Consider the following 22,271-nt stretch of genomic DNA (forward strand, 5'->3'; position numbering starts at 1 on the left):
TTTAACGCCCTACCCATTCATAACGTGTTGAATCACTAACACTTAAATCATCAGCTTGAAATTCTCTAAATCGGTCATCTAATTTTAAAACAGAAGCCAGTGTTTGAGTATCAGCATTGACAGATAATTCAAAAACCATGCTTTCTTTGGTTTGTTTTTTTACACTCACTTTTGAAACCACTGCAATGCCTTCAAGCGCAGAAATGGCTTGTGCATACTTGCTCAACGTATCAATTCCAATAACTTCAATTCGTATTTGCTGGGTGTTTGCAAGTAGTTCTGAACTAATCGCATGGCGAGAAGCTAGATGGTCTGTGTAATCTGATAGTAACGCGTCTAGCGCCAAATCTTCGGTTGCACCTGCGCTTTTACTAGAATAAATATGCTTATCACCTACTACGGTCCATTCAGCAATATAGGCTTCAGCAGAGCTTATCTCATCAAAGCCAAGTGAAATTCTCGCTATAAGGGTGTATTCATTACCAAACTTAGCAGAATAATTAGCGATACTGACAGCAAAAGATCCCCAAATATCATATTTACTAACGTTAACACTATCTTCTAAATCGCCAACCGGGATTAATAAATCAATTCCTCTAGAAAAAGCAATGTCATTTACCTTTTCTACAAAGGGATGTTCAGAGAGTTGAGTAACGATATTTATTTGCTGATTTGCTTCGCTTTGTTGTGCGATCCAAACCGTAGTTTTGGGTCTCAAATTCCCCCAAACCGGCACATTTGCAAATTGCAAAAGCTCTAACATTCTATCTTGTGCAAAACTCGCTTGGTACACAAGCTTACCGTTGAGACTAATAAAACTACTCGACACTAAATACTGCTGGTAGTTTCTTGCGGAGCGAGATATTAAGTCATTATCTAATATACTTTTATTGCCGCTTAATTTTACGAGCACTTGTTCAAATGCAGTTTTACCCGCTATGGATTGCGAGCGTGTACTTTGATTGTCTATCGGTACTCGCCCAACGTTGAGATGAGGTATTTCGTTTGCTACTGAAATAGGTGAAGCCGTTACGATTGACACAACATATAAAGTAAAACAAACGTGCTTTAAAAAACTCAAAATCAAACAATTTCCATAGACAAATGAAGACACGCATATTGTTAAATAAAACACGTGTGATTGCACTTATAATTTTATTCTTAAAATTTATTTAAATTGGATTCCCATTTTTCTCTTTGAACTGATAAAATCCGCGCAGTTTAATTTCTAAGGAAAAAGAGTGTCCGATAATAAAACTTCATTGAGTTACAAAGATGCAGGCGTTGATATAGACGCTGGCAATGAATTAGTAGAACGAATTAAATCGGTCACGAAAAGAACTCACCGCCCAGAAGTCAAAGGGAATTTAGGTGGTTTCGGTGCGTTATGTTCGATACCAAGTAAATACAATCAACCCTTGTTAGTTTCAGGTACCGACGGAGTTGGAACAAAACTAAGATTAGCGATGGATTGTAATCAACACAGTGGAATTGGTATCGACTTGGTCGCCATGTGTGTCAATGATCTTATTGTACAAGGCGCTGAGCCATTATTCTTTTTAGATTACTACGCTACGGGCAAGTTAAATATTGACGTTGCCGCTGAAGTCGTAAGCAGTATCGGTAAAGGGTGTGAGATGTCTGGTTGTGCACTTATCGGCGGCGAAACAGCCGAAATGCCGGGAATGTACGAAGGTGAAGACTATGATGTCGCTGGGTTTTGTGTAGGTGTAGTCGAAGCTGAAGATGTTATTGACGGTTCAAACGTTAAAGCAGGTGATAAATTAATTGGTCTGGCTTCGTCTGGTCCGCATTCAAATGGTTTCTCACTCATCAGAAAAATTATTGAAGTTGGTAATGTTGATGTCAATCAACCGCTATCTGGTAAGACAATTTCTGAACACCTCTTAGAGCCAACACGAATTTATGTTAAATCGGTATTGAAAGTACTTGAGTCGTACAAAATTAATGCAATTTCTCACATTACTGGTGGTGGTTTTTGGGAAAATATTCCAAGAGTTTTACCCGAACACTTGTCGGCAAAAATAGATAAGAATAGTTGGGATTGGCCTGAGATTTTTGATTTTCTGCAAACGACTGGTAACGTTGAGACATATGAAATGTATCGCACCTTCAATTGCGGTGTTGGCCTAGTGTTGGCAGTCGATAACGAAATTGCAAGCGATGTGGTAAACGCTTTTAATGCCCTGGGTGAGCATGCTTGGGAACTAGGGAGCGTTATTGAAAAGGCTAATCCTGAAAGCGATAGCGTTACCATCGTCTAGGATTGCTTGTAGATGAATCAAAAAACAAAAGTAGTTGTGCTTGTTTCTGGCGGTGGCAGTAACCTTCAAAGTCTAATAGATGCTTGTGCTACAGGGAAAATCAACGCTGAAATTTCGATGGTAATTTCTAACCGTCCAAATGTGTTAGCGCTTGAAAGGGCCGAAAAAGCAGGGATAAATGCTATTTGTATCGATCACAAAGCCTTTGAAACCAGGGAAGAATTTGAAGCAAGCTTATCAAAAAAGATTGATGAGGCTGCTCCTGAACTAATAGTACTCGCAGGATTTATGCGTATTTTAACCGATGACTTTGTTAATAAGTACTTAGGTAAAATGCTTAATATTCACCCTTCGTTGTTGCCAAAGTACCCTGGATTAAATACACATCAACGTGCGATTGACGCTGGGGATGACGTGCACGGAGCGTCAGTTCATTTTGTTAGTCCGGTGTTAGATGGCGGTCCAATTATCCTGAGAGCACAAGTGCCGATATTTAATAATGATAACGCAGTTGAACTTGCAGCGAGAGTTGTCGTCCAAGAACACATGATATATCCACTTGTTGTCGGATGGTTTTGCTCTGGCAGACTAAAAATGAAAGACGGGTTCGCAATGCTAGACAACAAAAGACTAGAAGAAAAAGGATACGCAAGTGACTAAAAGGACAAAGCATAAAGGATTAAAGCTATTAAGTGTCATTTGCTTCTTTCTTCACTTTTTAGCTTCAGCAGAAGAACTGCAAAACTCTTCCTTCGAGCTTAAACCTTTTGTTTCTAAATATACCGCGTTTAGACACGGCAGTGATATTGGTGTTGCAAGCCTTTCGTTAACAGCAGGCCCCCAAAAAAGCTATCAGTTAGAATATAAGTCAGAAGTTTCTCGTTTTTTCTTTTCGGACAACCGAAACGAAAAAACGATTTATCAATTAACAGATTCAAATAATTTGACGCCAGTAACCTATGAATACAAGCGAACCGGCACTGGACCGAACAAAGAATTAACCATCGAATTTGATCGTTTGAACAAAAAAGCAACAATCGGTGATAACAAAAAAGTTAATATAGTCGAGCATGTTGATAATCAGCTTTTTAGAATAGATATTTCTCGTCAATTGGCCGAAGGTCATACTGAGTTTTCTTATGACTTCATCAATTACAGAGGTGAAATGCGTTCTTACAAAATTCTCGCGCAGATGACAGAACAATTAAGCCTCCCCTTCGGCACAGTTAATGCTATTAAAGTCAAAGTTGCAAGGGAATCTAACAAACGCGTGACCTATGCCTGGTTTGCTCCTACGTTAAATTATTCACTTGTCAGACTGCAGCAATTTAAAGAAAATAAAGAACAAGGCGACATTCAATTGGCGTCGTTTACACTTTCAAACTAAAACACTTCTTTTGCGTAAATAAATCAATTGGGATAAATATACTCTTTTTTTTACCTTGCTTGATTTTTATGATTTGTATCTATACCTTACACACACTGGTCAGACCTTAAGGAGTCATCATGGCAGATTTGATGTGGTTTTTAATTGTACTAACCGCTTTCGGATACACAAGCTACAAGCAATTGAGCGCACAAACGAGTGTAGTTGTGATTGCGACGGTAATGCTAATAGGTTCAATTGTCGGCTCAATAGGCATCCTAGGATGGCTTGCCTTTGCCGCGCTGGCATTCGCGTTTACGTACGTTCCCTTTAGAAAAGATTTTTTATCTTCTAAGTTACTCGCTTTCTATAAGAAAGTTTCACCCGAAATGTCAACAACCGAGCAAGAGGCCATCGACGCTGGTACTGTTTGGTGGGATGGTGATATCTTCAGTGGGAAACCAGATTGGAACAAATTACATGCAATTGCCCAACCAAGACTGAGCCCTGAAGAAAAGGCGTTTTTAGAAGGCCCCTGCGAAGAAGTTTGCGCAATGGTAGACGAATGGCAAATAAATCACGTTGATGCAGACTTGTCAGATGAGATTTGGCAATACCTGAAAGACAATAAGTTTTTTGCAATGATCATTGAAAAACGCTTTGGTGGGCTTGAGTTTTCAGCATATGCTCAATCTCGTGTATTGCAAAAACTTGCCGGTGTTAGTGCTGTATTATCGAGCACGGTAGGGGTTCCAAACTCTTTGGGCCCAGGCGAACTTCTTCAGCATTACGGCACAAAAGAACAACAGGATTATTATTTACCACGCTTAGCAGTGGGTGATGAAATTCCATGCTTTGCATTGACAAGCCCTGAGGCAGGCTCAGACGCTGGGTCGATTCCTGACCAAGGCATTGTATCTAAAGGTTTGTTTAAAGGTGAAGAGGTATTGGGTATGCGCCTCACCTTCAACAAACGATATATAACACTCGCACCTGTTGCAACTGTTATTGGGTTGGCATTCAAGTTATATGACCCAGATGGCCTATTAGGTGACACAGAAGATTTAGGTATCACCTGTGCTTTAATTCCAAGAGACACCGAAGGTTTAGATGTCGGACGACGCCATTTCCCTTTGAACGTACCTTTCCATAATGGTCCCGTAAGAGGGCAAGACATTTTTGTGCCATTAAGTTATATCATTGGTGGTGATAAAATGGCAGGAAAAGGCTGGCGCATGCTGATGGAGTGCTTATCTGTTGGCCGCGTTATCACCCTTCCCTCATCGGCTGCTGGAGGAGCAAAATCAATTGCACTAGCCACTGGTGCGTATTCTCGTATTCGTCGCCAATTTAGACTGCCTATTGGTCAGATGGAAGGCGTCGAAGAAATGCTTGGCCGTATAGGCGGAAACGCTTACCTAATGGATGCTGTTACTAGTTTTTCTACCGCAGGTGTCGATCTTGGGGAGAAGCCATCTGTTATTTCAGCGATTTGTAAGTACCATTTAACTGAAAAAATGCGCAGCGTTGTCAACGACTCAATGGATGTTCATGGTGGTAAAGGTATTTGTTTGGGACCAAACAACTATTTAGGTAGAGGTTACCAGGGAGTGCCTATCTCAATTACAGTAGAAGGTGCAAATATACTGACTCGTAATATGATGATTTTTGGTCAAGGCGCTATGCGTTGCCACCCGTTTGTACTTAAAGAAATATATGCTGCGCAAATCAATGATAGACAAGAGCAGCTTGAAAAATTTGATGACGCTGTGTTTGGTCATATTGGTTTTGCGCTCAGTAACACTTTTAGGAGTGTGTGGTTCAGCTTATCTGGTGGCCGTTTAAGCGCGGCGCCATTTAAAGATCAAACCGCGAAATATTATCGAGCAATGCAGGGTTATAGCGCTAACCTAGCCGTATTAACCGATATTTCGATGGGGGTGCTTGGTGGCTCTTTAAAACGTCGCGAACGCCTATCGGCGCGATTGGGCGATATATTGAGTTACTTGTACCTTGGTTCAGCAGTATTGAAGCGATTTGATGAACAAGGCCGAAATCATGATGACTTGCCTTTCGTACATTGGGCTATGCAAGACTGTTTGAGCAAGCTTGAAATTGCATTAGATGATTTCTTAGCTAACTTTCCATCCAAGCCAGTGGGCTTTGGGCTTCGCGCTATTGTTATGCCTTTCGGTAAACGTTTTAATAAACCGTCAGATGAATTAGAACATCAAATAGCGCACATTCTACAAACGCCTGGTGCGACCCGTTCGAGACTTGGTGATGGACAGTACTTGGCCCGCATCGACGGAAGTTTAATGGGGGATTTGGAGCAGACGCTTGATAATATGATTGCAGTGGAGCCAATTTTTGAACGCATATGTCGTTTCTATAAGCAAAAACTTCCTATGACAGGCTTAGATACACTTGCAGTAAAAGCCTTAGCTGATGAAGTGATTACTGAAAAAGAAGCCAACTTGATGAAAGAAGCCGAGGCTGGTCGTCTTCGTACAATCAACGTTGATGATTTTGATCCGCAAGAGTTAGTGATGGCAACTAGCGCTAAAGCAAAGTCAAAAAGCAAGACTAAGGCTAAAGCGCCTAAAGCAGCGTGATAATTAAATGTAAAAGGGCCACTTAATATTAGTGGCCCTTTTTAGTTTAATTAGCTCAATTAAGATATCGCACTCAATACCTTTAATCGCTGCTCATCATTCATAAAAGCCTGTTCAAAACCACATCTTTTTAAATATAAAATTTGTGTTTCATCCAAACCTACTACTGATTTTGCTAGGGCATATTCATCGTTTATCGTAATATTTGAAACCCCAGGATCATCAGTATTTAAACTAACACTAATGCCATGTTCAATAAATTTGTTGATTGGATGCGACTTAGTATCTATATAAGTACCCGTTTGATAATTTGAAGTAAGGCAGGCCTCAACCCCAATATTATTTCCCTTTAAATAATCCATTAATGCTTTATCTTGAACAGCAGCTACACCATGACCGATTCGTTGCGCGCCAAGTAAGTCAATTGCCTGCCAAATACTTTTGGGGCCATCTGCTTCACCAGCATGAACTGTTATCAATAGGCCTTTATCACGCGCTGTTTGAAAATGTTGTTTGAATAATGACGCAGGATAATTAAGCTCATCACCGGCAAGATCAAGTGCAACAATATCTTTATGAAAACTCAAAATTGCATTTAGTTCGTCTTCGCACTCTTTAACGCCATAAGAACGAGACAGTATCCCGATTAAATTTACCTCAATCTTTAATTCACTAACGCCGCGCTTAACACCCAAAATAACAGCTTCCACAACCTTGTCCAAATCTAAAGAAAACGCTTTCGCCATGTAGTTTGGAGAAAACCTCAATTCAACGTAGTCTAGACCCTGTTCTGCTGCATCACATACATTTTCATACGCGATTCGTTCACAAGCATGGTAATCTCCAAGAACTGAAACACCATAGTCAAGCTTTGCCAAAAACGATAATAAGTCAGAGGTTCGATCGTTAATTTGACAGTATTTTGCAAGTTCATTTGTATTATATGATGGCAGCGAAACATTAAACTGCTTTGCTAATGCGCAAATCGTGGCAACATTAATGTTCCCATCTAAATGCCGATGGAGGTCGACTAACGGTAATTTTTGCGAAGTTTTAATTTGATTTGACGGACCATTAGATAACAACATAAAACCTCAACTCAATAAAATCGCGCCTGTTACAAGTCTTCATCGCGACGTTTCTTTTATGCCCACTACCTACTTTATGAGGTAATTCATTAACCATTATTAATCGAATTGTAGCTTCTCTACTGCTAATACAATTTGGGTGCGTGTCTTAACATTCAGCTTTTTAAAAATAACACCAATATGGGCTTTTACCGTTGCTTCAGTCACATTGAGTGTGTCCGCGATTTGTTTGTTCATCATGCCATTTTTAACATGGCGAAGTACTTGAAATTGCTTTGGTGTAAGCTCTTTTAGCTTGCTAGCGATATCTTTTGCTTCAATGTCGACATTCGATACTTTGTCTTTTAGCTCCTCGGGAATATATTCACCACCGCCAAGACAAATTTCAATCGCAGTCTTAACTTCGCTGACCGGAGAAGCCTTCGAAACAAAACCAGACGCCCCAAAAGCAATCACCTGAGAAACTGTCTCTGGAGAATCGCTTGCAGAAAGCACCAACACAGGAACATTTGGAAAGCTTTCACGCACACGAAGAAGGCCGTAAAAGTTATCACAGCCAGGCATGGTCAAATCGAGAATCACAACAGAAACCTTTCTATTGTCACGCAAAGCCGAAATTGTTGTTTCTAGCGAATCAGACTCAATGAAACTCACGCTGTTAAACGCACTTTGAAGTGCACCTTTTAGTGCGTCTCTGAACAACGGATGATCATCCGCTATTAAAAACTTCAACATTTCTAAAATTCCCTAATTTTTTATTGGGTTATAGCATTATTAACTTACAACCATGTAAACTATACCCTATCAATCGCCACATCAAAAGTTACTTAGAGAAAGATGTCAGAAAAAGACAAAACTAAAACTGATAATATATATGCAAATCAACTAGATAAAGTGGAGTCATTCTCATTTAATCAACGAGTTGTTGATGTTTTTCCTGATATGATCACGCGGTCAGTGCCAGGATATAACGAAATTATAAATGGTATTGCCGAACTATCATCGATGTTTGCAAAATCTGATACCAACGTTTATGACTTGGGCTGCTCTTTGGGTGCGGTGACCTTAGCAATTGCAAAAGGAGCAAGTGAGACACCAATCAATATCATAGGCGTTGATAATTCAAATGCGATGGTAAAACGTTGTAGGGATAAGGTCTCAGCTTATTCTTACGCAAGAAATGTGGAGATTGTTGAAGGTGATATTAACCATTTTGAATGCAAAAACGCCTCATTAATTGTGCTCAATTTCACACTACAATTTATTGAACCTGAAAAGCGTCAATCACTCATTAATCGCCTTTATCAAGAACTTGTGCCGGGCGGTGTGTTAATCGTGTCAGAAAAGCTTAAACACGAAGATGACAGGGTAAACGACGCCATCATTAAAATGCATCATAATTTCAAACGTAAAAATGGTTACAGTGACCTCGAAATTGCACAAAAACGCACTTCGTTGGAAAAGGTGATGCTCCTAGATACACAACAAATGCATCATCAGCGTTTTCATCGAGCAGGCTTTAGTTCGTCAAGCTTATGGTTTCAACAACTAAATTTTGCTTCATTTATGGCTATAAAAGACTAATGATTAACTGGAAATCTTCACTTTACGCATCGCTAATTGGAACGCCACTTGAAACATGGATAGGCCCTTTACAAAAACAACTTAAAGATTGGGAATTAGAGAACGTCCATTCGAATACCGAAAAGTGGAAACAGCAAATCAAGCGCCTTCCCAAATTTGATAAGGTGCTTGTCAACTTTAAAGACTCAGTCAGCTTTATAAGCGATGAAGAAATAACTGAAAAACAGCGTGATTTTACAAAACAAGTCTTACGTCAATTTATGCCATGGCGTAAAGGACCCTATGACTTTTTCAATATACATTTAGACACAGAGTGGCGCTCAGATTGGAAATGGGAAAGAGTCCTTCCACACATTAGCAATCTCAAGGAGAGGCGCGTCTTAGATGTTGGCTGTGGCAGTGGCTATCATTTATTTAGAATGCATGGTGAAGGCGCCAAGCAAGTCATAGGAATCGACCCAACCACTCTTTTCTTTTATCAATTTCATGTTTTTAAACAATACATTCCCGAGCATAACATTCATTTTGTTCCCATTGGTATAGAGGACTTACCCGAGTTAAATTGTTTTGATACCGTTTTTTCAATGGGCGTTTTATATCACCGGCGAGATCCCATCAAGTTTTTGCAGGAGCTAAAATCACAGTTGACTAAAGGTGGTGAATTAGTCTTAGAAACATTAGTCATTGAAGGAGACGAAAATACTGTGTTGATGCCGAGAGATCGTTATGCTCAAATGAGAAACGTTTGGTACTTACCAAGCGTTGAAGCTTTAACACTATGGATGAATCGAGTCGGTTTTAAGAATGTAAAGCTTGTTGATCTTAATTACACAACAACTAGTGAGCAACGTTCTACACTATGGATGGAGAATCATTCACTTGCTGATTTCCTTGATAGTAATGACACTACTAAGACTATTGAGGGCTACCCAGCTCCCCTCCGCGCGACACTTGTTGCAAATAAATAAGTACACAACTTGTTACCTTGGGTTTGCACAATTAGTTGGCATAAAGCTTGATGTAGTAATGTTTTATGCAACGTAGAATAAAGTGCAAAACGCCATAGCCCAGTATTGCGAATTGAAGTAGTCGGTGTTTAGTACTTTATTTAGCAAAAGCGCTGTTTACTTGCTACATATAGGGAAAAATGTGATTGATGCTAATTTAGATGAATGCCTAGATGCATTTATAGATAGAGAAAAACTACCTCTATCCTTCAAGCTCCACGCACTAAAGTGGTTCACTCCAATTATCAACAACAACAAATTGCACCAAAAAAATGCAAATCATCCTGTTTTTATCGGCGTAAACGGGAGTCAAGGTTCTGGTAAATCAACATTAAGTCAACTTTTGACCGAATTGATAAATAGAATGACAGAATATAAAGCCCTCACCTTGTCACTTGATGATTTTTATTTAGACAAAGAAGCAAGGCATAAATTAGCAGAACAAAAACATCAGTTATTTGCTACACGCGGAGTACCGGGAACGCACGATACTCAATTAATGCGGGAAGTATTAGAAGCGTTAAAAAAAGGAAAGTCTTGCCGTTTACCAAAATTTGATAAATCAACTGATAACCCAGTCCCATCGAATCAATGGTTGGAGCTTCACAGTGGTGTTGATTTCGTTTTCTTTGAAGGCTGGTGTTGGGGTGTTACTTCTGCACCTGAAGATTCACTTATTGCTCCGGTTAACAAAATGGAGGAAGAGCAAGATGCATTTTTGCTATGGCGACAATACTCCAATAAAGTGTTGGCGAGTGAATATGAACCCCTCTATGCTATGTTTGACTATTGGATAATGCTTAAAGCACCTAGTTTTGATTGTGTTTACAAGTGGCGATGTGAACAAGAGGCTAAATTAAGAATTAAGACTCCAGACGCCCCGGGGCTTATGAATGATGAAAAAATCTTTTCTTTCATACAGCATTATCAAAGACTTACTGAACGCTGTTTACAGTTTCTTCCGGAAAAATGTGATTTGGTTTTTGAACTAGATGAAAATAGAGAAATTAAACAGGCGATCTATCAATAATGTATGCGCTTAATCCTGCCTTAAACCTTGAAAGAGTACTGATATTCACTGATATGGATGGCACTTTATTAGACCACCACAGTTATAGCTTTGAAGCTGCTAAGACAACAATAGAGGCACTAAAAAACAAAGACGCCTGTATCATTCCGAACACCAGTAAGACTTATTCAGAACTTATTGAACTACGTGAAAATATTGGACTAAATGGTCCTTTTATCGTCGAAAACGGTGCTGCGATTTATGTACCCGCATCCTTCATGCTGCGGGATAAAAGTCATTTCACCTTGAAAGATGGATTTTATGTCAAATCATTTGCTCGTCCACGCCAAATTTTTATTGAGTTGTTAAACAAACTTCCAAATGAATTTTCAGGATTGTTTAAAGCTTTTCACCAGATGACATTACAAGAGATCGCAGCTTATACCGATCTTCCTTTGCATGCCGCACAAAAAGCACAAGATAGGCTATATGGCGAACCAATTAAATGGTTGGGAAACAATCTTGAACAAAAACAAGCTTTTATTAAAGCTTTAAGAGACTTGGGCGGGCATGTTGTAGAGGGAGGCCGATTCATTCATTTTGCAGATAAAACAGACAAAGCCATCGCCATGCAATATTTCAAAGAAATACTTCAAGCCGAAAGCAATAAAAACATAGTAAGTGTTGCTTTGGGTGATGGGAACAACGATTTGAGTATGCTTGAAAAAGCTGATATCAGCATATGCATAAAGTCGCCGGTTAATCCGAAACTTTCTATAAGTAAATCATCAAATGTGTTTTATACCAATTTAGAAGGCCCTGAAGGCTGGGCCCAAAGTATTCAAGCATTAATATTTAATTCAACAGGACTAAACTAAAATGGCAGATTTTTATCAAAATGGGATCATTACAACTCTTCATAATTTAGAAGATAGATCCATTGAAGAGCTAGAAAGTGAGTTAGTCAATTTCTCCAATAAAAGACCATTAGGGTTAATTCTTCCTTCATTGTTTTCCGAACTTGAAGGAAAAGCACTGCCCGATACAATTGAACACATCAAACAAGTGCCCTACTTGTCAGAAATCGTAATTGGACTTGATCGAGCTGATGAAGCGCAATACAAATACGCACTAAAATTCTTTTCAAGTTTACCTCAGCACCACAGAGTTTTATGGAATGATGGTCCTAGATTAAAGGCATTAGATGAAGAATTACAAGCACTTGGGCTTGCACCTAAGGAAATGGGTAAGGGGCGAAATGTCTGGTACTGTATGGGGTATATATTAGCTTCAAACAAGGTCGAAAGTGTTGCGCTACATGATTGTGATATCTTAACTTATGATCGCTCATTACTCGCAAGGTTAATCTATCCAGTTGCCAATCCTCAATTTAATTATGAGTTTTGCAAAGGTTTTTACGCACGCGTCGCAGATGGAAAAATCAATGGAAGAGTCTCTCGATTGCTTGTTACGCCTTTACTACGTGCTTTAAAAACCACGCTCGGCGTTAACGAATATTTGGAGTTTATGGATAGCTTTAGATACCCACTTGCCGGTGAATTCTCATTTAGACGGGATGTTCTTAACGACATCAGAATTCCCAGCGATTGGGGTTTAGAAATAGGTGTGCTTTCTGAAATGCACCGTAATTATGCACATAACCGGTTATGCCAAGCTGATATCGCCAAAACTTACGATCACAAACATCAAGATTTGTCGCTTAATAATGACCAAGGTGGCTTGTCTAAAATGTCAATTGACATTACTAAGGCATTATTTAGGAAACTGGCCACTCAAGGAACCACTTTTAACACCGAAACTTTCAGAACAATAAAAGCGACCTATTTTAGAATCGCGTTGGACTTTGTAGAGACCTACAATAACGATGCAATTATGAATGGTCTGAAACTAGATGTTCATAGCGAAGAAAAGGCTGTTGAAATGTTTGCATTAAACATCATGAAAGCGGGCCAAAGCTTTCTAGAAAACCCAATGGAAACCCCTTTTATTCCGACTTGGAATAGAGTGGTCAGTGCAAAACCAAATGTCTTAGAAAGACTACTTGAGGCTGTTGAACTTGATCATAAAGAATTCATGGAGGACTAACTATGTCAATAAGCCTGCGCGAAAAATTACATCACCATCTAACGGCTATTTATGAAGATGTCCTAGATGAAGATACCATAGCAACACTTCCTGAAAGGTTAATAGAAAGCTTTAAATTAAGTTCATCTGAACAAGCATTTGTACCTGAACCACACAAAAACCTGTGGACTCATGAAGATATCGTTTTGATTACCTATGGTGATTCCATTTTTGACAGTCAACACTCAGAAGAATCACCACTAAAAACCCTACACAAATTTTTAGATACTTATGCTTCTTCTAGTATCAATAAAGTCCACATATTACCTTTTTTTCCCTATAGCTCTGATGATGGTTTTTCTGTTATTGATTACTCAACGGTAAATCAAGGTCTTGGTAATTGGGATGATATTGAAGCACTCTCGAAGGACTTTGGTTTGATGTTTGATATCGTCATCAACCATTGTTCGGCCAGAAGCGCTTGGTTTGAAAACTTTATTAGTAAACAAGGAAAAGGGGCTGATTTCTTTTTTACTGCTAATCCAGATGATGATTTGTCAATGGTTGTTAGACCAAGAACATCCCCACTTCTTAGAGAAGTAGAAACGACCAATGGTAAAGAGTATGTATGGTGTACATTTAGTCATGATCAAGTTGATTTTGACTTCCGAAACCCTGAAGTACTAATAGCCTTCTGCGAAATTATTCGTCTTTATCTGGATAAGGGTGCAACGATGTTCAGACTAGATGCAATTGCATTTTTATGGAAAATCGTTGGCAGTCCTAGTATCAATCTTGACGAAACACATGAGGCAGTAAGGTTATTCAGAACACTTATAGAGCATGCTGCACCTAACACTATAATCATTACTGAAACAAATATACCGAACAAAGAAAACCTAACTTACTTCGGGAATGCTAATGAAGCACATGCCATTTATAACTTTTCCCTGCCCCCTTTGCTATTGAATACATTAGTTACCGGAGACTGTACCCATTTAAAAGGCTGGATGATGTCTATGCCACCTGCTCAAAACGGTACCACCTACTTTAATTTCATCGCTTCTCATGATGGCATAGGTCTGCGTCCGGCTGAAGGTTTACTGAACGATGATGAATTAGGAAACCTGGTCTCTTGTATGCAAAATTTTGGCGGCAAAGTTTCATGGAGAGAGGCAGGAAATGGTCAGAAAAAACCTTACGAGTTAAATATTAGTTTAATTGACGCATTACAGGGTACGATTTCTGGCCCAGACAAATTTCAATTACAACGCTTTATTTGTGCGCACGCGATAATGCTAGGGCTAGAGGGTATTCCTGGAATATATATTCACTCTATGCTTGGTACACCGAATGATTATGAACGCGTTGAAAATACAGGCCACAATCGTTCAATCAATCGCCACCGATGGGAGTTTAACGAACTTACGCAAAATCTGCAGTCTCAAAGCTTGCATAGGAATGTACTCACCGCGATGAATCGCTTGATTCAAATTAGAAAACAACAACCAGCATTCCACCCCAATGCGACACAATTTACGCTTCAATTGGGCAAACGACTGTTCGGCTTTTGGCGTCAAAGTGCAGATCGAAAACAAAGTATATTCTGTGTTTCAAACATCACTAATAAGTCTAAAAAATTAGTGCTATCAGATTTAAATTTGATTGGCACAGAAGAATGGAGAGACTTATTAAGTGACTCAAACGATAAGGAGATTGGAGAAGTGATTACGCTTCGTCCATATCAAACAATATGGTTAAGCAATAGATAAAACAAAAAAGCACATGTGTTAATTTAAGCACATGTGCTTTTTCTTGTTCGTTCTTATTCTTCATCAACCTTCACACTATGACAAGCAAACATGAATATTTGCAAGGTAGTGATATATGTCAAAGAACCTATTACTCGTATTTTCGCTCAATTTTAGTTTCTATTGTATCGATATAACCATGCCAAGTCGCATACCCAATGATGGGCATTAGCACGATAAAGGCTGCAAAAAAAGTGATGAAGCCAAGAAACACAGTGAATAAAATAATTGAAGCCCATAAAAACATAGCGCGTTTGTTCAACCAAACGGCATTCATACTCGTTAATACTGCCGTTGCTAGGTCAACGCGACGTTCGAGTAAAATCGGTTGCGTAAACGCACTTAAGAAAAATACAAGTACTGTAAAACCAGCACCGACAGCTGTACCCAGTGCAAGAAAAGGCCATAAGTTAAAGAAGTTGGGTTCTAGGTAACTGGGATACAATGCGTGAATAATAGAAGCTACGCGTAACCAAAAAATCATTAATACCATCAGCATTAGCGCAAACCCCCACTCATTCACTGCGTTTCTAGACATCGCTTTTAGAGAGTGACGAAAAGAGGGTTTATGGTTTTTCTCGAACTGCCAAGAAACATCATATAGACCTGCGGCGAGATAAGGCCCTAAAAGCATAAAGCACACCATGGCAGGAAATATGACTAAATACCACCCTGTAGATTGGACCAAATAAAATATAAAAAGTGGTAGTGCAGTAAAAATTAAACCATATCCAAGGCTTATGATAGGCGCTTTTTTAAAATCATTGATACCAAGTCGCAACCATTTAAAACAGTCTAAAAAATCTAATTTTTTGCAAGGAATGACACGTGCTATTCCGCTGTTGCCAATAGCAGTTTCAGGGGTTTCTTCAAAATGCTGGGACATATTTGATCTTCCTTCTTGTCTCTGGTGAATGGAACAAGCATTTCACACTTGTACACAATTCATACCATAGAATCAAACAAAAAGGTCAATTTTTAACCTTATTTTATAAAGTTTTTAACTTATTCCAATGTATAGCGGCATTAAAAAACAAAGATAAGTATCTATTTAAGTCACTAAAACTCGTAATATCACACGCATTCCCCGTGACAGATTCGGCAACGAAACGGTGGCAATTATTTGAAATGACATCATACTCTTTGTAAGAGTATAAATTGGCGATACATCTTTCAACGGTGCTTTTAGAAGCCATCACATTAAACGCATCGTCACAAGCAATATAGATTTCCTCACCACTTCTATTTTCCAAGAAGCGCTCTGAGGAAATGGCGCGAACCAAGCCATTTCCATTGAGTTCAATTATTTTGCCATCTACCCAAATGCCCGTATGATCTAGGACACCAAAAATGCCACAACAGACTATCGCGCCATCAATTGGTGTGACTTTAAAGTTTGATTCACCAGGAAAACAACCCACTACACTTTTCGACTTTAAGTACCCTTCATTTGCTTTATTAGTCGCGTATAATCCTGCCACTGCAGCGCCAAGCCATAATAATGGTGCAGGCATATTGTGAGCCTCCTAAGCTAAATATCTGAAAAGATTAATCTAACTAGTATCAAATTGGCATGTTTAATATGTCACAAAATCTTTCAAACGGACTTAACACTAGTTGGTCCGTGTATTATGATGAAATACCAAATAATAAAGTAAGTAACAAAAAGACCATGTCTAGCATTAATCGTTCAAATAAACTCGCGAATGTCTACTATGATATTCGAGGCCCCATTTTAGAAAAAGCAAATCAAATGGAAGAAGCCGGTGAGAGAATATTAAAGCTAAATATTGGCAACCCTGCCCCATTTGGATTTGAAGCGCCTGATGACATTTTAAAAGATGTAATTCATCAGTTACCCACCGCTCAAGGCTATTCTGACGCGCAAGGTATTTATAGCGCTCGAGTTGCGGTCATGCAGTATTATCAGCAAAAAGGGATAGAAGATATCAAAGTAAAAGATATCTATATCGGAAATGGTGTCAGTGAATTGATCATGCTTGCTATGCAAGCTTTGCTAAACACGTCGGATGAAGTCCTGCTACCTTCACCCGATTATCCTTTATGGACGGCAGCGGTTAACTTGTCATCGGGCACTGCCGTACATTACAAATGTGATGAAGACAATTTGTGGTTTCCCGATATTATTGATATTGAATCAAAAATCACAACAAAAACCAAAGCCATCGTTATTATAAATCCAAATAATCCAACGGGCGCAGTCTACAGTGAAGAGATACTCAGGCAAATAGTTGATTTAGCTAGAAAGCATAATCTTATTATCTTCAGTGATGAAATCTATGACAAAATTTTATACGACGAGGCTAAACATACCTGCATTGCATCACTTGCTCCGGATTTGTTCTGTGTTACGTTTAGTGGCCTTTCGAAAAACTACCGAGTTGCTGGGTTCAGAGCAGGTTGGATGCTAGTTAGCGGGAATAAAAAAGAGCAAAAGGTTACATTGAAGGCCTTACCATTTTGTCATCTATGCGCATGTGTTCAAACGTGCCCAGTCAACATGCTATTCAAACGGCTCTTGGCGGTTATCAAAGTATAAATGAATTAATTAATCACGATGGTAGATTATTAGTACAGCGCAATATTACGCATGAAGCACTGAATAAGATTGATGGAATCAGCTGTGTAAAACCAATGGGGGCAATGTATTGCTTTGCAAAAGTCGATGCTAAAAAGTTTAACATTAAAAGTGATGTTAAAATGGTACTCGACTTACTGAGTGAAGAAAAAATACTGCTTGTTCATGGTTCAGCTTTTAACTTACACACGGGATGTTACTTTAGAGTTGTGTTTTTACCTCATCAAGAACAATTAAAACCAGCATTAATGCAAATGAAAGACTTTTTTGAGCATTATCAACAAATTGAATAAGGTATCAAGGCAAATTCAATTGCTATATAGTAATCGTCTAAGATAAATAATAAATGCGACCATGCAAGAATTAAACATTCAGACAGAGCATAGCGAATTAATCGAAAAGATTACTAATACAGGTTCCTGTCGGTATCGTTATGCAAAAGATAAATTTATATGGACCAAGAATCTGTATCAAGTTTTCAACTTAACACCAAACGCACTTGGAGAAGGTGCTGAATGGGATATTCCAATCTTTTCTGAGCATACCCGCAGATTAATTAAAACTAAAATAGAAAAAAGCGAAGCTGAGTTCAAAAGCTTTGAAATCAAGTTGCCGTACATTTCAGAAAGTGGTGCCGACAAGTGGGTCAAGTTTTGTTGCGAATTTATCGTACAAGACCAACAGTTAATCGAGCGCGTTTCAGTGTTCCGAGACATAACCTTATCCATAGACTCTTCGGAGCATAACAATTTCTACAAAGAACGTGTTGAATTAGCGTTGACATCAACAAAAGCTGGCACATGGGATTATCAAGTAGTTTCAAATGAATTATTTTGGGATGAATCCATGTTTTCCTTATTTGAGATTCATCGACCCAATCGAGCACTAAAGTTTTCTGAATGGATAAACCATGTTCACCCTGATTCAAAAGAAACGTTTATTGATGAATTTAACAAAGCATTAAAAGTTGAAGCTCCTGACCACCTCCTAAGTTTTGTTGTAAAAATCCTGACGCCTTTAGGCAGTCTTAAATATATAAAGATAAGTGCTAGATTCTATTCTGATATTTTTGATAAAACCGTTAGAGTAGTAGGAACGTGTATTGATGTTACGGAGCAAGAAATCGCTACCAACAAGATACTAGAACAGGCAACAATAGCGCAAAAAAACGCCTTAATTGCACAAGATGCAAATGAAGCAAGAGCCAGATTCATCGCAAATGTAAGCCATGAAATTCGCACGCCTATGAACTCAATTCTGGGAACGTTGCAAATTTTGGATTCATATGACTTTAATGACGAATTGAAAGAATTAATCAGTATGGCAACCGAATCTTCTAATGATTTGTTGAATGTCATTAATGACGTATTAGATTTGTCTAAAATTGATGCCCAAGAGATGGAAATAGAGTCTATTGATATTGATGTAGAGAAGCTAATAGAAAATGCTGTGATGAAGTTCAGCCACTTGCTTCAAGAAGGAGTGACGTTAACAAGTGACATTGCCCCTAATCTACTCATGGACAGATTGGGTGACCCGCTCAGGTTTAATCAAGTGCTAAATAATTTATTATCAAACGCAATCAAGTTCACTTCGTCTGGATCAATCACGCTCAAGTTGTATGGAGATGACAAAGAAATTTGTGTTGAAGTGATCGATACTGGTATTGGCATTGATAACGATAAGTTAGAGTTGATTTTTGAACCTTTTAAACAAGCAGATGATACCACTACTCGAAATTTTGGAGGCACTGGATTAGGGTTGGCAATCAGTAAAAAGCTGACACAACTTATGGGGGGGAAATTGACAGTAAATAGTATAGTAAATCAAGGTTCCCATTTTAAGTTTACTGCCCCGCTCCCAGCGACATCTCAGTTTATTTCTTCAACATCAAATAAGTCACTTTCAAACAGTGTCCCCAATCTAAAAGAACACTGTATTTTGTACGCCGAGGACAATGATGCAAGCATTAATATTGTCAAACAGTTAATTAGGCCAACAAATGCAAAGCTCTTAACTGCTATTAACGGAAGAAGTGCAATTGAACTATATAGAAAGACCCCTAGTGTAAGCATCGTTATATTGGATATTCAAATGCCAATTATGAATGGAGTTGAGGTTTGTGAACGCATAAGGGCTGAAAATAAAAATATTCCGATCATTGCGCTAACTGCAAACGTAATGATTGAAGATCAAAAGAAATACTTTAATATGGGCTATAGTCAAGTGATCGAAAAGCCCATCAAATTTGACAAATTCTACGAAGCACTAAACAAAGTCTAGGATCAAAGAATAGAATGGAAATAGAAACCATCACGACTGATGTCGATAATCGTGACGATGCTCCAACCCATATTGTTGCGATAGGCGTGTCTGCTGGAGGACTAGAGGCTCTCGAAAATTTTTTTTATGCACTTGATGATAACCTAGGTTGCAGCTATGTGGTTACTCAGCATTTATCTTCAGACTTTAAAAGCATGATGGACCAATTGCTTCGAAAGTATACTTCTATGCAAGTTCTTCTAGCAGAAGATGGTGAGAGCATCAAAGCAAATACGGTCTATCTAGTGCCTGCGGGAAAACTATTGAGAATCAACAACACAAAACTCGTTCTTAGCGATTTGCCAAAAGAAAATCGCATCAATCTTCCAATCAATGCAATCTTCTCAAAATTAGCTCAGGACGCTGAATACGCAGTTATAGGGATAATACTATCAGGAACAGGCTCCGATGGATGTCGCGGTATCGTTGCACTCAAAGAGTACGGTGCAATGGTGATTGCACAAGATCCAACCGAAGCACAGTTTAATGGTATGCCACAAAACGCAATCAACACCGGCGCAGTAGACTTTGTACTCAAGACTGCCGATATGTCAGAGTATATTAAAAACTTTGTTTCTCACCCATTAGCTAAGGCAGAATCTGAAACATTCAAATACCATCTATCTCAAAACACAGATGTACTTCGAAAAATTCTCATACTGATACAAGATCAAACGGGCCTGGATTTTAAAGCCTACAAAGAATCAACCGTATCTCGTCGCATCAAGCATCGAATGAGTATTAATAACAAAGTTTCACTGAATGAATATTGGGAATACTTGCAAAACAACGAGAGCGAAATTGAACTCGTTAAACAAGACTTATTAATTGGTGTTACACGCTTTTTCAGAGACAGAGAAACTTGGGATAAGTTAAAAGATGAAGTTGTCATTCCGATGATTACTAACCGAGATGCTAACGATACAATCAGAGTATGGTGTGCAGGTTGTTCGACGGGTGAAGAAGCATACACAATTGCAATGTTATTTGATTCAACAATAAAGGAGTTAGGGCTTGCGCGAAAAGTTAAAGTGTTTGCAAGTGATATAGACCAAACATCAGTGACTTATGCCGGCAATGGGATTTATCCAAGTAGTATATCTGACGAAGTTTCATCAGAATTACTCAGTACATATTTCACTCAATTGAGTGATGGTGAGTATCAAGTATCGAAGGATTTACGAAGTACTGTAGTGTTTGCAACTCATAATGTGATTCAAGATCCACCGTTTTCAAATATGGACATGGTAAGCTGCCGCAATTGCCTAATTTACCTTCAGCAACCAGCACAACAAAAAGCAATGGCTTTTTTCCATTTTTCATTGAAAAAAAATGGCTTCATGTTGTTAGGTAGTTCTGAATCACCAGGAAAATTCGCAAGTTATTTCCCAGCCGTTGACTCTTCCAAACGCATCTATCAAAAAGTACAAGATATAAAGATACCTATTTCTTCAATCTCTAGTCATGGATTAAGACGAAGCGGATATGAACTAAAATCCATTCCTCAGTTTGTAGAACGTATAAACAAAAAAATGGCAAAACCAAAGTCAAAATCACCTGGTTTGATGTCACTTCAAGAAAGGTTTCTACCCCCCACCTTTATACTCAATACCAAGCTTCAAGTTGTTTACACATATGGTGATACCAGTCCCTTCACCGAAAAACTGCGTCCAGGTGAGGTGACCAATGATATTGCAGATATCGTAAACAAAGAACTTTCCAGTAGCGTCCTATCAGGCACACATGAATGTGTTCGCGAAGAAAAAAACGTGTTTTTAGAACGTGTATACGTAGACGAAAAAACTAAGGAGTTCTGGGGGCTAAACTGTTACACCTTCAGAGAAGACGATGAACCAGATAGGTTAATCGCCGTGAGTTTCGTGCAAGGAATACCAGAAACCAAAAATGAAAATGTTTCCGTTTATACACCTGATGAGCAAACACAACAACGTATAATTGAACTAGAGACTGCATATGTCGAATGCCAACGCATGTACCGCGAGGCGCTTGAAGATTTAGATGCAACCAGCGAAGAGTTAAAATCGAGTCACGAAGAGTTAATGGCTGCGAATAAAGAATTACAATCCACTAACGAAGAATTACAGTCAGTTAATGAAGAGTTGTATACCGTTAACAGTGAGTATCAACAAAAAATCTTAGAATTGACTGACACTAATAACGATTTAGAAAACATTTTAAATTCAACAGACTTAGCGGTTCTATTCCTAGATCCCGATTTAAATATCAGAAGGTATACTCGTCCAATTCGCAACTTTATCAACATTATGGATTTTGATTTAAATCGACCTTTTGAAGATTTATCCTTGAAGTTTAAAATGGAAAATATGCACGAGATTGTTAAGTTGGCGAATACTCAGGGCAAATCGTTTTACCAAATGATTGAGTTAGACGATAAGAAAATAGAGCTTTCAGTAAACCCTTACACAATCGGAAAAGACAATCAAGGTGTGGTGATTTCCATGCGTCAACAAGACTAATT

The 22,271-nt window shown here is 38.7% G+C and carries 17 protein-coding genes and 1 pseudogene; 13 read left to right on the plus strand and 5 right to left on the minus strand.

All coding sequences use genetic code 11. The features are described 5' to 3' along the window. Position 1: 1 nt before the first annotated feature. Complete coding sequence (locus tag KUL10_RS01400; RefSeq protein ID WP_158525294.1) at positions 2 to 1,081, minus strand: DUF2066 domain-containing protein; 1,080 nt, start codon at positions 1,079 to 1,081, stop codon at positions 2 to 4. A 160-nt stretch (positions 1,082 to 1,241) separates the two neighbouring features. Between KUL10_RS01400 and purM the strand changes: the two genes are divergently transcribed. From purM to fadE, 4 genes are all read left to right on the plus strand, one after another. Then, positions 1,242 to 2,285 (plus strand): phosphoribosylformylglycinamidine cyclo-ligase, encoded by a 1,044-nt coding sequence (purM, locus tag KUL10_RS01405; RefSeq protein WP_110427123.1) that lies wholly within the window; start codon positions 1,242 to 1,244, stop codon positions 2,283 to 2,285. Between the two features lie 12 nt (positions 2,286 to 2,297). Next, positions 2,298 to 2,945, plus strand: coding sequence for a phosphoribosylglycinamide formyltransferase (gene purN / locus KUL10_RS01410; protein WP_110427124.1), 648 nt, complete (start codon positions 2,298 to 2,300; stop codon positions 2,943 to 2,945). Further along, positions 2,938 to 3,672 (plus strand): DUF3108 domain-containing protein, encoded by a 735-nt coding sequence (locus KUL10_RS01415; RefSeq protein WP_110427125.1) that lies wholly within the window; start codon positions 2,938 to 2,940, stop codon positions 3,670 to 3,672. Before purN ends, KUL10_RS01415 begins: the two co-directional genes overlap by 8 nt. Before the next feature lie 119 nt (positions 3,673 to 3,791). Further along, positions 3,792 to 6,266, plus strand: a complete 2,475-nt coding sequence (gene fadE / locus KUL10_RS01420) for an acyl-CoA dehydrogenase FadE (RefSeq protein WP_110427126.1) — start codon at positions 3,792 to 3,794, stop codon at positions 6,264 to 6,266. A 59-nt stretch (positions 6,267 to 6,325) separates the two neighbouring features. Here fadE and add read toward each other — a convergent pair whose 3' ends face one another. Both add and KUL10_RS01430 read right to left on the minus strand, forming a co-directional pair. Further along, on the minus strand, positions 6,326 to 7,354 hold the full coding sequence (gene add, locus KUL10_RS01425) for an adenosine deaminase (protein WP_110427127.1): 1,029 nt from the start codon (positions 7,352 to 7,354) through the stop codon (positions 6,326 to 6,328). A 99-nt stretch (positions 7,355 to 7,453) separates the two neighbouring features. Then, entirely contained in the window at positions 7,454 to 8,089 is a 636-nt protein-coding gene (locus tag KUL10_RS01430) for a response regulator transcription factor (RefSeq protein WP_110427128.1), read from the minus strand. A 102-nt stretch (positions 8,090 to 8,191) separates the two neighbouring features. Between KUL10_RS01430 and cmoA the strand changes: the two genes are divergently transcribed. From cmoA to KUL10_RS01460, 6 genes are all read left to right on the plus strand, one after another. Further along, a complete protein-coding gene (cmoA, locus tag KUL10_RS01435; RefSeq protein ID WP_110427129.1) occupies positions 8,192 to 8,938 on the plus strand; it encodes a carboxy-S-adenosyl-L-methionine synthase CmoA in 747 nt (248 codons plus the stop codon). Beyond that, complete coding sequence (gene cmoB, locus KUL10_RS01440) at positions 8,938 to 9,906, plus strand: tRNA 5-methoxyuridine(34)/uridine 5-oxyacetic acid(34) synthase CmoB (protein WP_110427130.1); 969 nt, start codon at positions 8,938 to 8,940, stop codon at positions 9,904 to 9,906. The genes cmoA and cmoB overlap by 1 nt, the downstream gene beginning before the upstream one ends. Before the next feature lie 181 nt (positions 9,907 to 10,087). Further along, positions 10,088 to 10,975, plus strand: a complete 888-nt coding sequence (locus KUL10_RS01445) for a kinase (protein ID WP_233499662.1) — start codon at positions 10,088 to 10,090, stop codon at positions 10,973 to 10,975. Continuing rightward, positions 10,975 to 11,832 carry a mannosyl-3-phosphoglycerate phosphatase gene (locus KUL10_RS01450; RefSeq protein WP_110427131.1) on the plus strand — a complete coding sequence of 286 codons (858 nt, stop codon included), beginning with the start codon at positions 10,975 to 10,977 and terminating at the stop codon, positions 11,830 to 11,832. The genes KUL10_RS01445 and KUL10_RS01450 overlap by 1 nt, the downstream gene beginning before the upstream one ends. A 1-nt stretch (position 11,833) precedes the next feature. Continuing rightward, a complete protein-coding gene (locus KUL10_RS01455; protein WP_110427132.1) occupies positions 11,834 to 13,060 on the plus strand; it encodes a glycosyl transferase in 1,227 nt (408 codons plus the stop codon). 2 nt (positions 13,061 to 13,062) lie between these two features. After that, a complete protein-coding gene (locus tag KUL10_RS01460) occupies positions 13,063 to 14,811 on the plus strand; it encodes a sugar phosphorylase (RefSeq protein WP_110427133.1) in 1,749 nt (582 codons plus the stop codon). Between the two features lie 130 nt (positions 14,812 to 14,941). On the opposite strand, the gene KUL10_RS01465 is transcribed toward KUL10_RS01460, so the two are convergent. Together KUL10_RS01465 and KUL10_RS01470 are read right to left on the minus strand one after the other, a co-directional pair. Continuing rightward, on the minus strand, positions 14,942 to 15,736 hold the full coding sequence (locus KUL10_RS01465; RefSeq protein ID WP_110427134.1) for a DUF2189 domain-containing protein: 795 nt from the start codon (positions 15,734 to 15,736) through the stop codon (positions 14,942 to 14,944). Positions 15,737 to 15,839: 103 nt separating this feature from the next. Further along, positions 15,840 to 16,364, minus strand: a complete 525-nt coding sequence (locus KUL10_RS01470) for a hypothetical protein (RefSeq protein ID WP_110427135.1) — start codon at positions 16,362 to 16,364, stop codon at positions 15,840 to 15,842. A gap of 158 nt (positions 16,365 to 16,522) precedes the next feature. Here KUL10_RS01470 and KUL10_RS01475 point away from each other — a divergent pair. The 3 genes and pseudogenes from KUL10_RS01475 (at position 16,523) to KUL10_RS01485 (ending at position 22,269) form a co-directional block, all read left to right on the plus strand. Continuing rightward, a pseudogene (locus KUL10_RS01475) lies at positions 16,523 to 17,742 on the plus strand (pyridoxal phosphate-dependent aminotransferase). Between the two features lie 61 nt (positions 17,743 to 17,803). Further along, positions 17,804 to 19,732 (plus strand): ATP-binding protein, encoded by a 1,929-nt coding sequence (locus tag KUL10_RS01480; protein ID WP_110427136.1) that lies wholly within the window; start codon positions 17,804 to 17,806, stop codon positions 19,730 to 19,732. Positions 19,733 to 19,746: 14 nt separating this feature from the next. Further along, complete coding sequence (locus KUL10_RS01485) at positions 19,747 to 22,269, plus strand: CheR family methyltransferase (protein ID WP_110427137.1); 2,523 nt, start codon at positions 19,747 to 19,749, stop codon at positions 22,267 to 22,269. Positions 22,270 to 22,271: the final 2 nt, after the last annotated feature.

The sequence above is a fragment of the Glaciecola sp. KUL10 genome (genome assembly GCF_003203515.1).
In the GTDB taxonomy this organism is placed as follows: domain Bacteria; phylum Pseudomonadota; class Gammaproteobacteria; order Enterobacterales; family Alteromonadaceae; genus Glaciecola.

What these genes read in the sequence shown, in the direction of transcription:
- purN (WP_110427124.1), top strand. Translation starts at nt 2,298, where the DNA reads ATGAATCAAAAAACAAAAGTAGTTGTGCTTGTTTCTGGCGGTGGCAGT.
- fadE (WP_110427126.1), top strand. Translation starts at nt 3,792, where the DNA reads ATGGCAGATTTGATGTGGTTTTTAATTGTACTAACCGCTTTCGGATAC.
- add (WP_110427127.1), bottom strand. Translation starts at nt 7,354, where the DNA reads ATGTTGTTATCTAATGGTCCGTCAAATCAAATTAAAACTTCGCAAAAA.
- KUL10_RS01430 (WP_110427128.1), bottom strand. Translation starts at nt 8,089, where the DNA reads ATGTTGAAGTTTTTAATAGCGGATGATCATCCGTTGTTCAGAGACGCA.
- cmoA (WP_110427129.1), top strand. Translation starts at nt 8,192, where the DNA reads ATGTCAGAAAAAGACAAAACTAAAACTGATAATATATATGCAAATCAA.
- cmoB (WP_110427130.1), top strand. Translation starts at nt 8,938, where the DNA reads ATGATTAACTGGAAATCTTCACTTTACGCATCGCTAATTGGAACGCCA.
- KUL10_RS01450 (WP_110427131.1), top strand. Translation starts at nt 10,975, where the DNA reads ATGTATGCGCTTAATCCTGCCTTAAACCTTGAAAGAGTACTGATATTC.
- KUL10_RS01455 (WP_110427132.1), top strand. Translation starts at nt 11,834, where the DNA reads ATGGCAGATTTTTATCAAAATGGGATCATTACAACTCTTCATAATTTA.
- KUL10_RS01460 (WP_110427133.1), top strand. Translation starts at nt 13,063, where the DNA reads ATGTCAATAAGCCTGCGCGAAAAATTACATCACCATCTAACGGCTATT.
- KUL10_RS01465 (WP_110427134.1), bottom strand. Translation starts at nt 15,736, where the DNA reads ATGTCCCAGCATTTTGAAGAAACCCCTGAAACTGCTATTGGCAACAGC.
- KUL10_RS01470 (WP_110427135.1), bottom strand. Translation starts at nt 16,364, where the DNA reads ATGCCTGCACCATTATTATGGCTTGGCGCTGCAGTGGCAGGATTATAC.
- KUL10_RS01480 (WP_110427136.1), top strand. Translation starts at nt 17,804, where the DNA reads ATGCAAGAATTAAACATTCAGACAGAGCATAGCGAATTAATCGAAAAG.
- KUL10_RS01485 (WP_110427137.1), top strand. Translation starts at nt 19,747, where the DNA reads ATGGAAATAGAAACCATCACGACTGATGTCGATAATCGTGACGATGCT.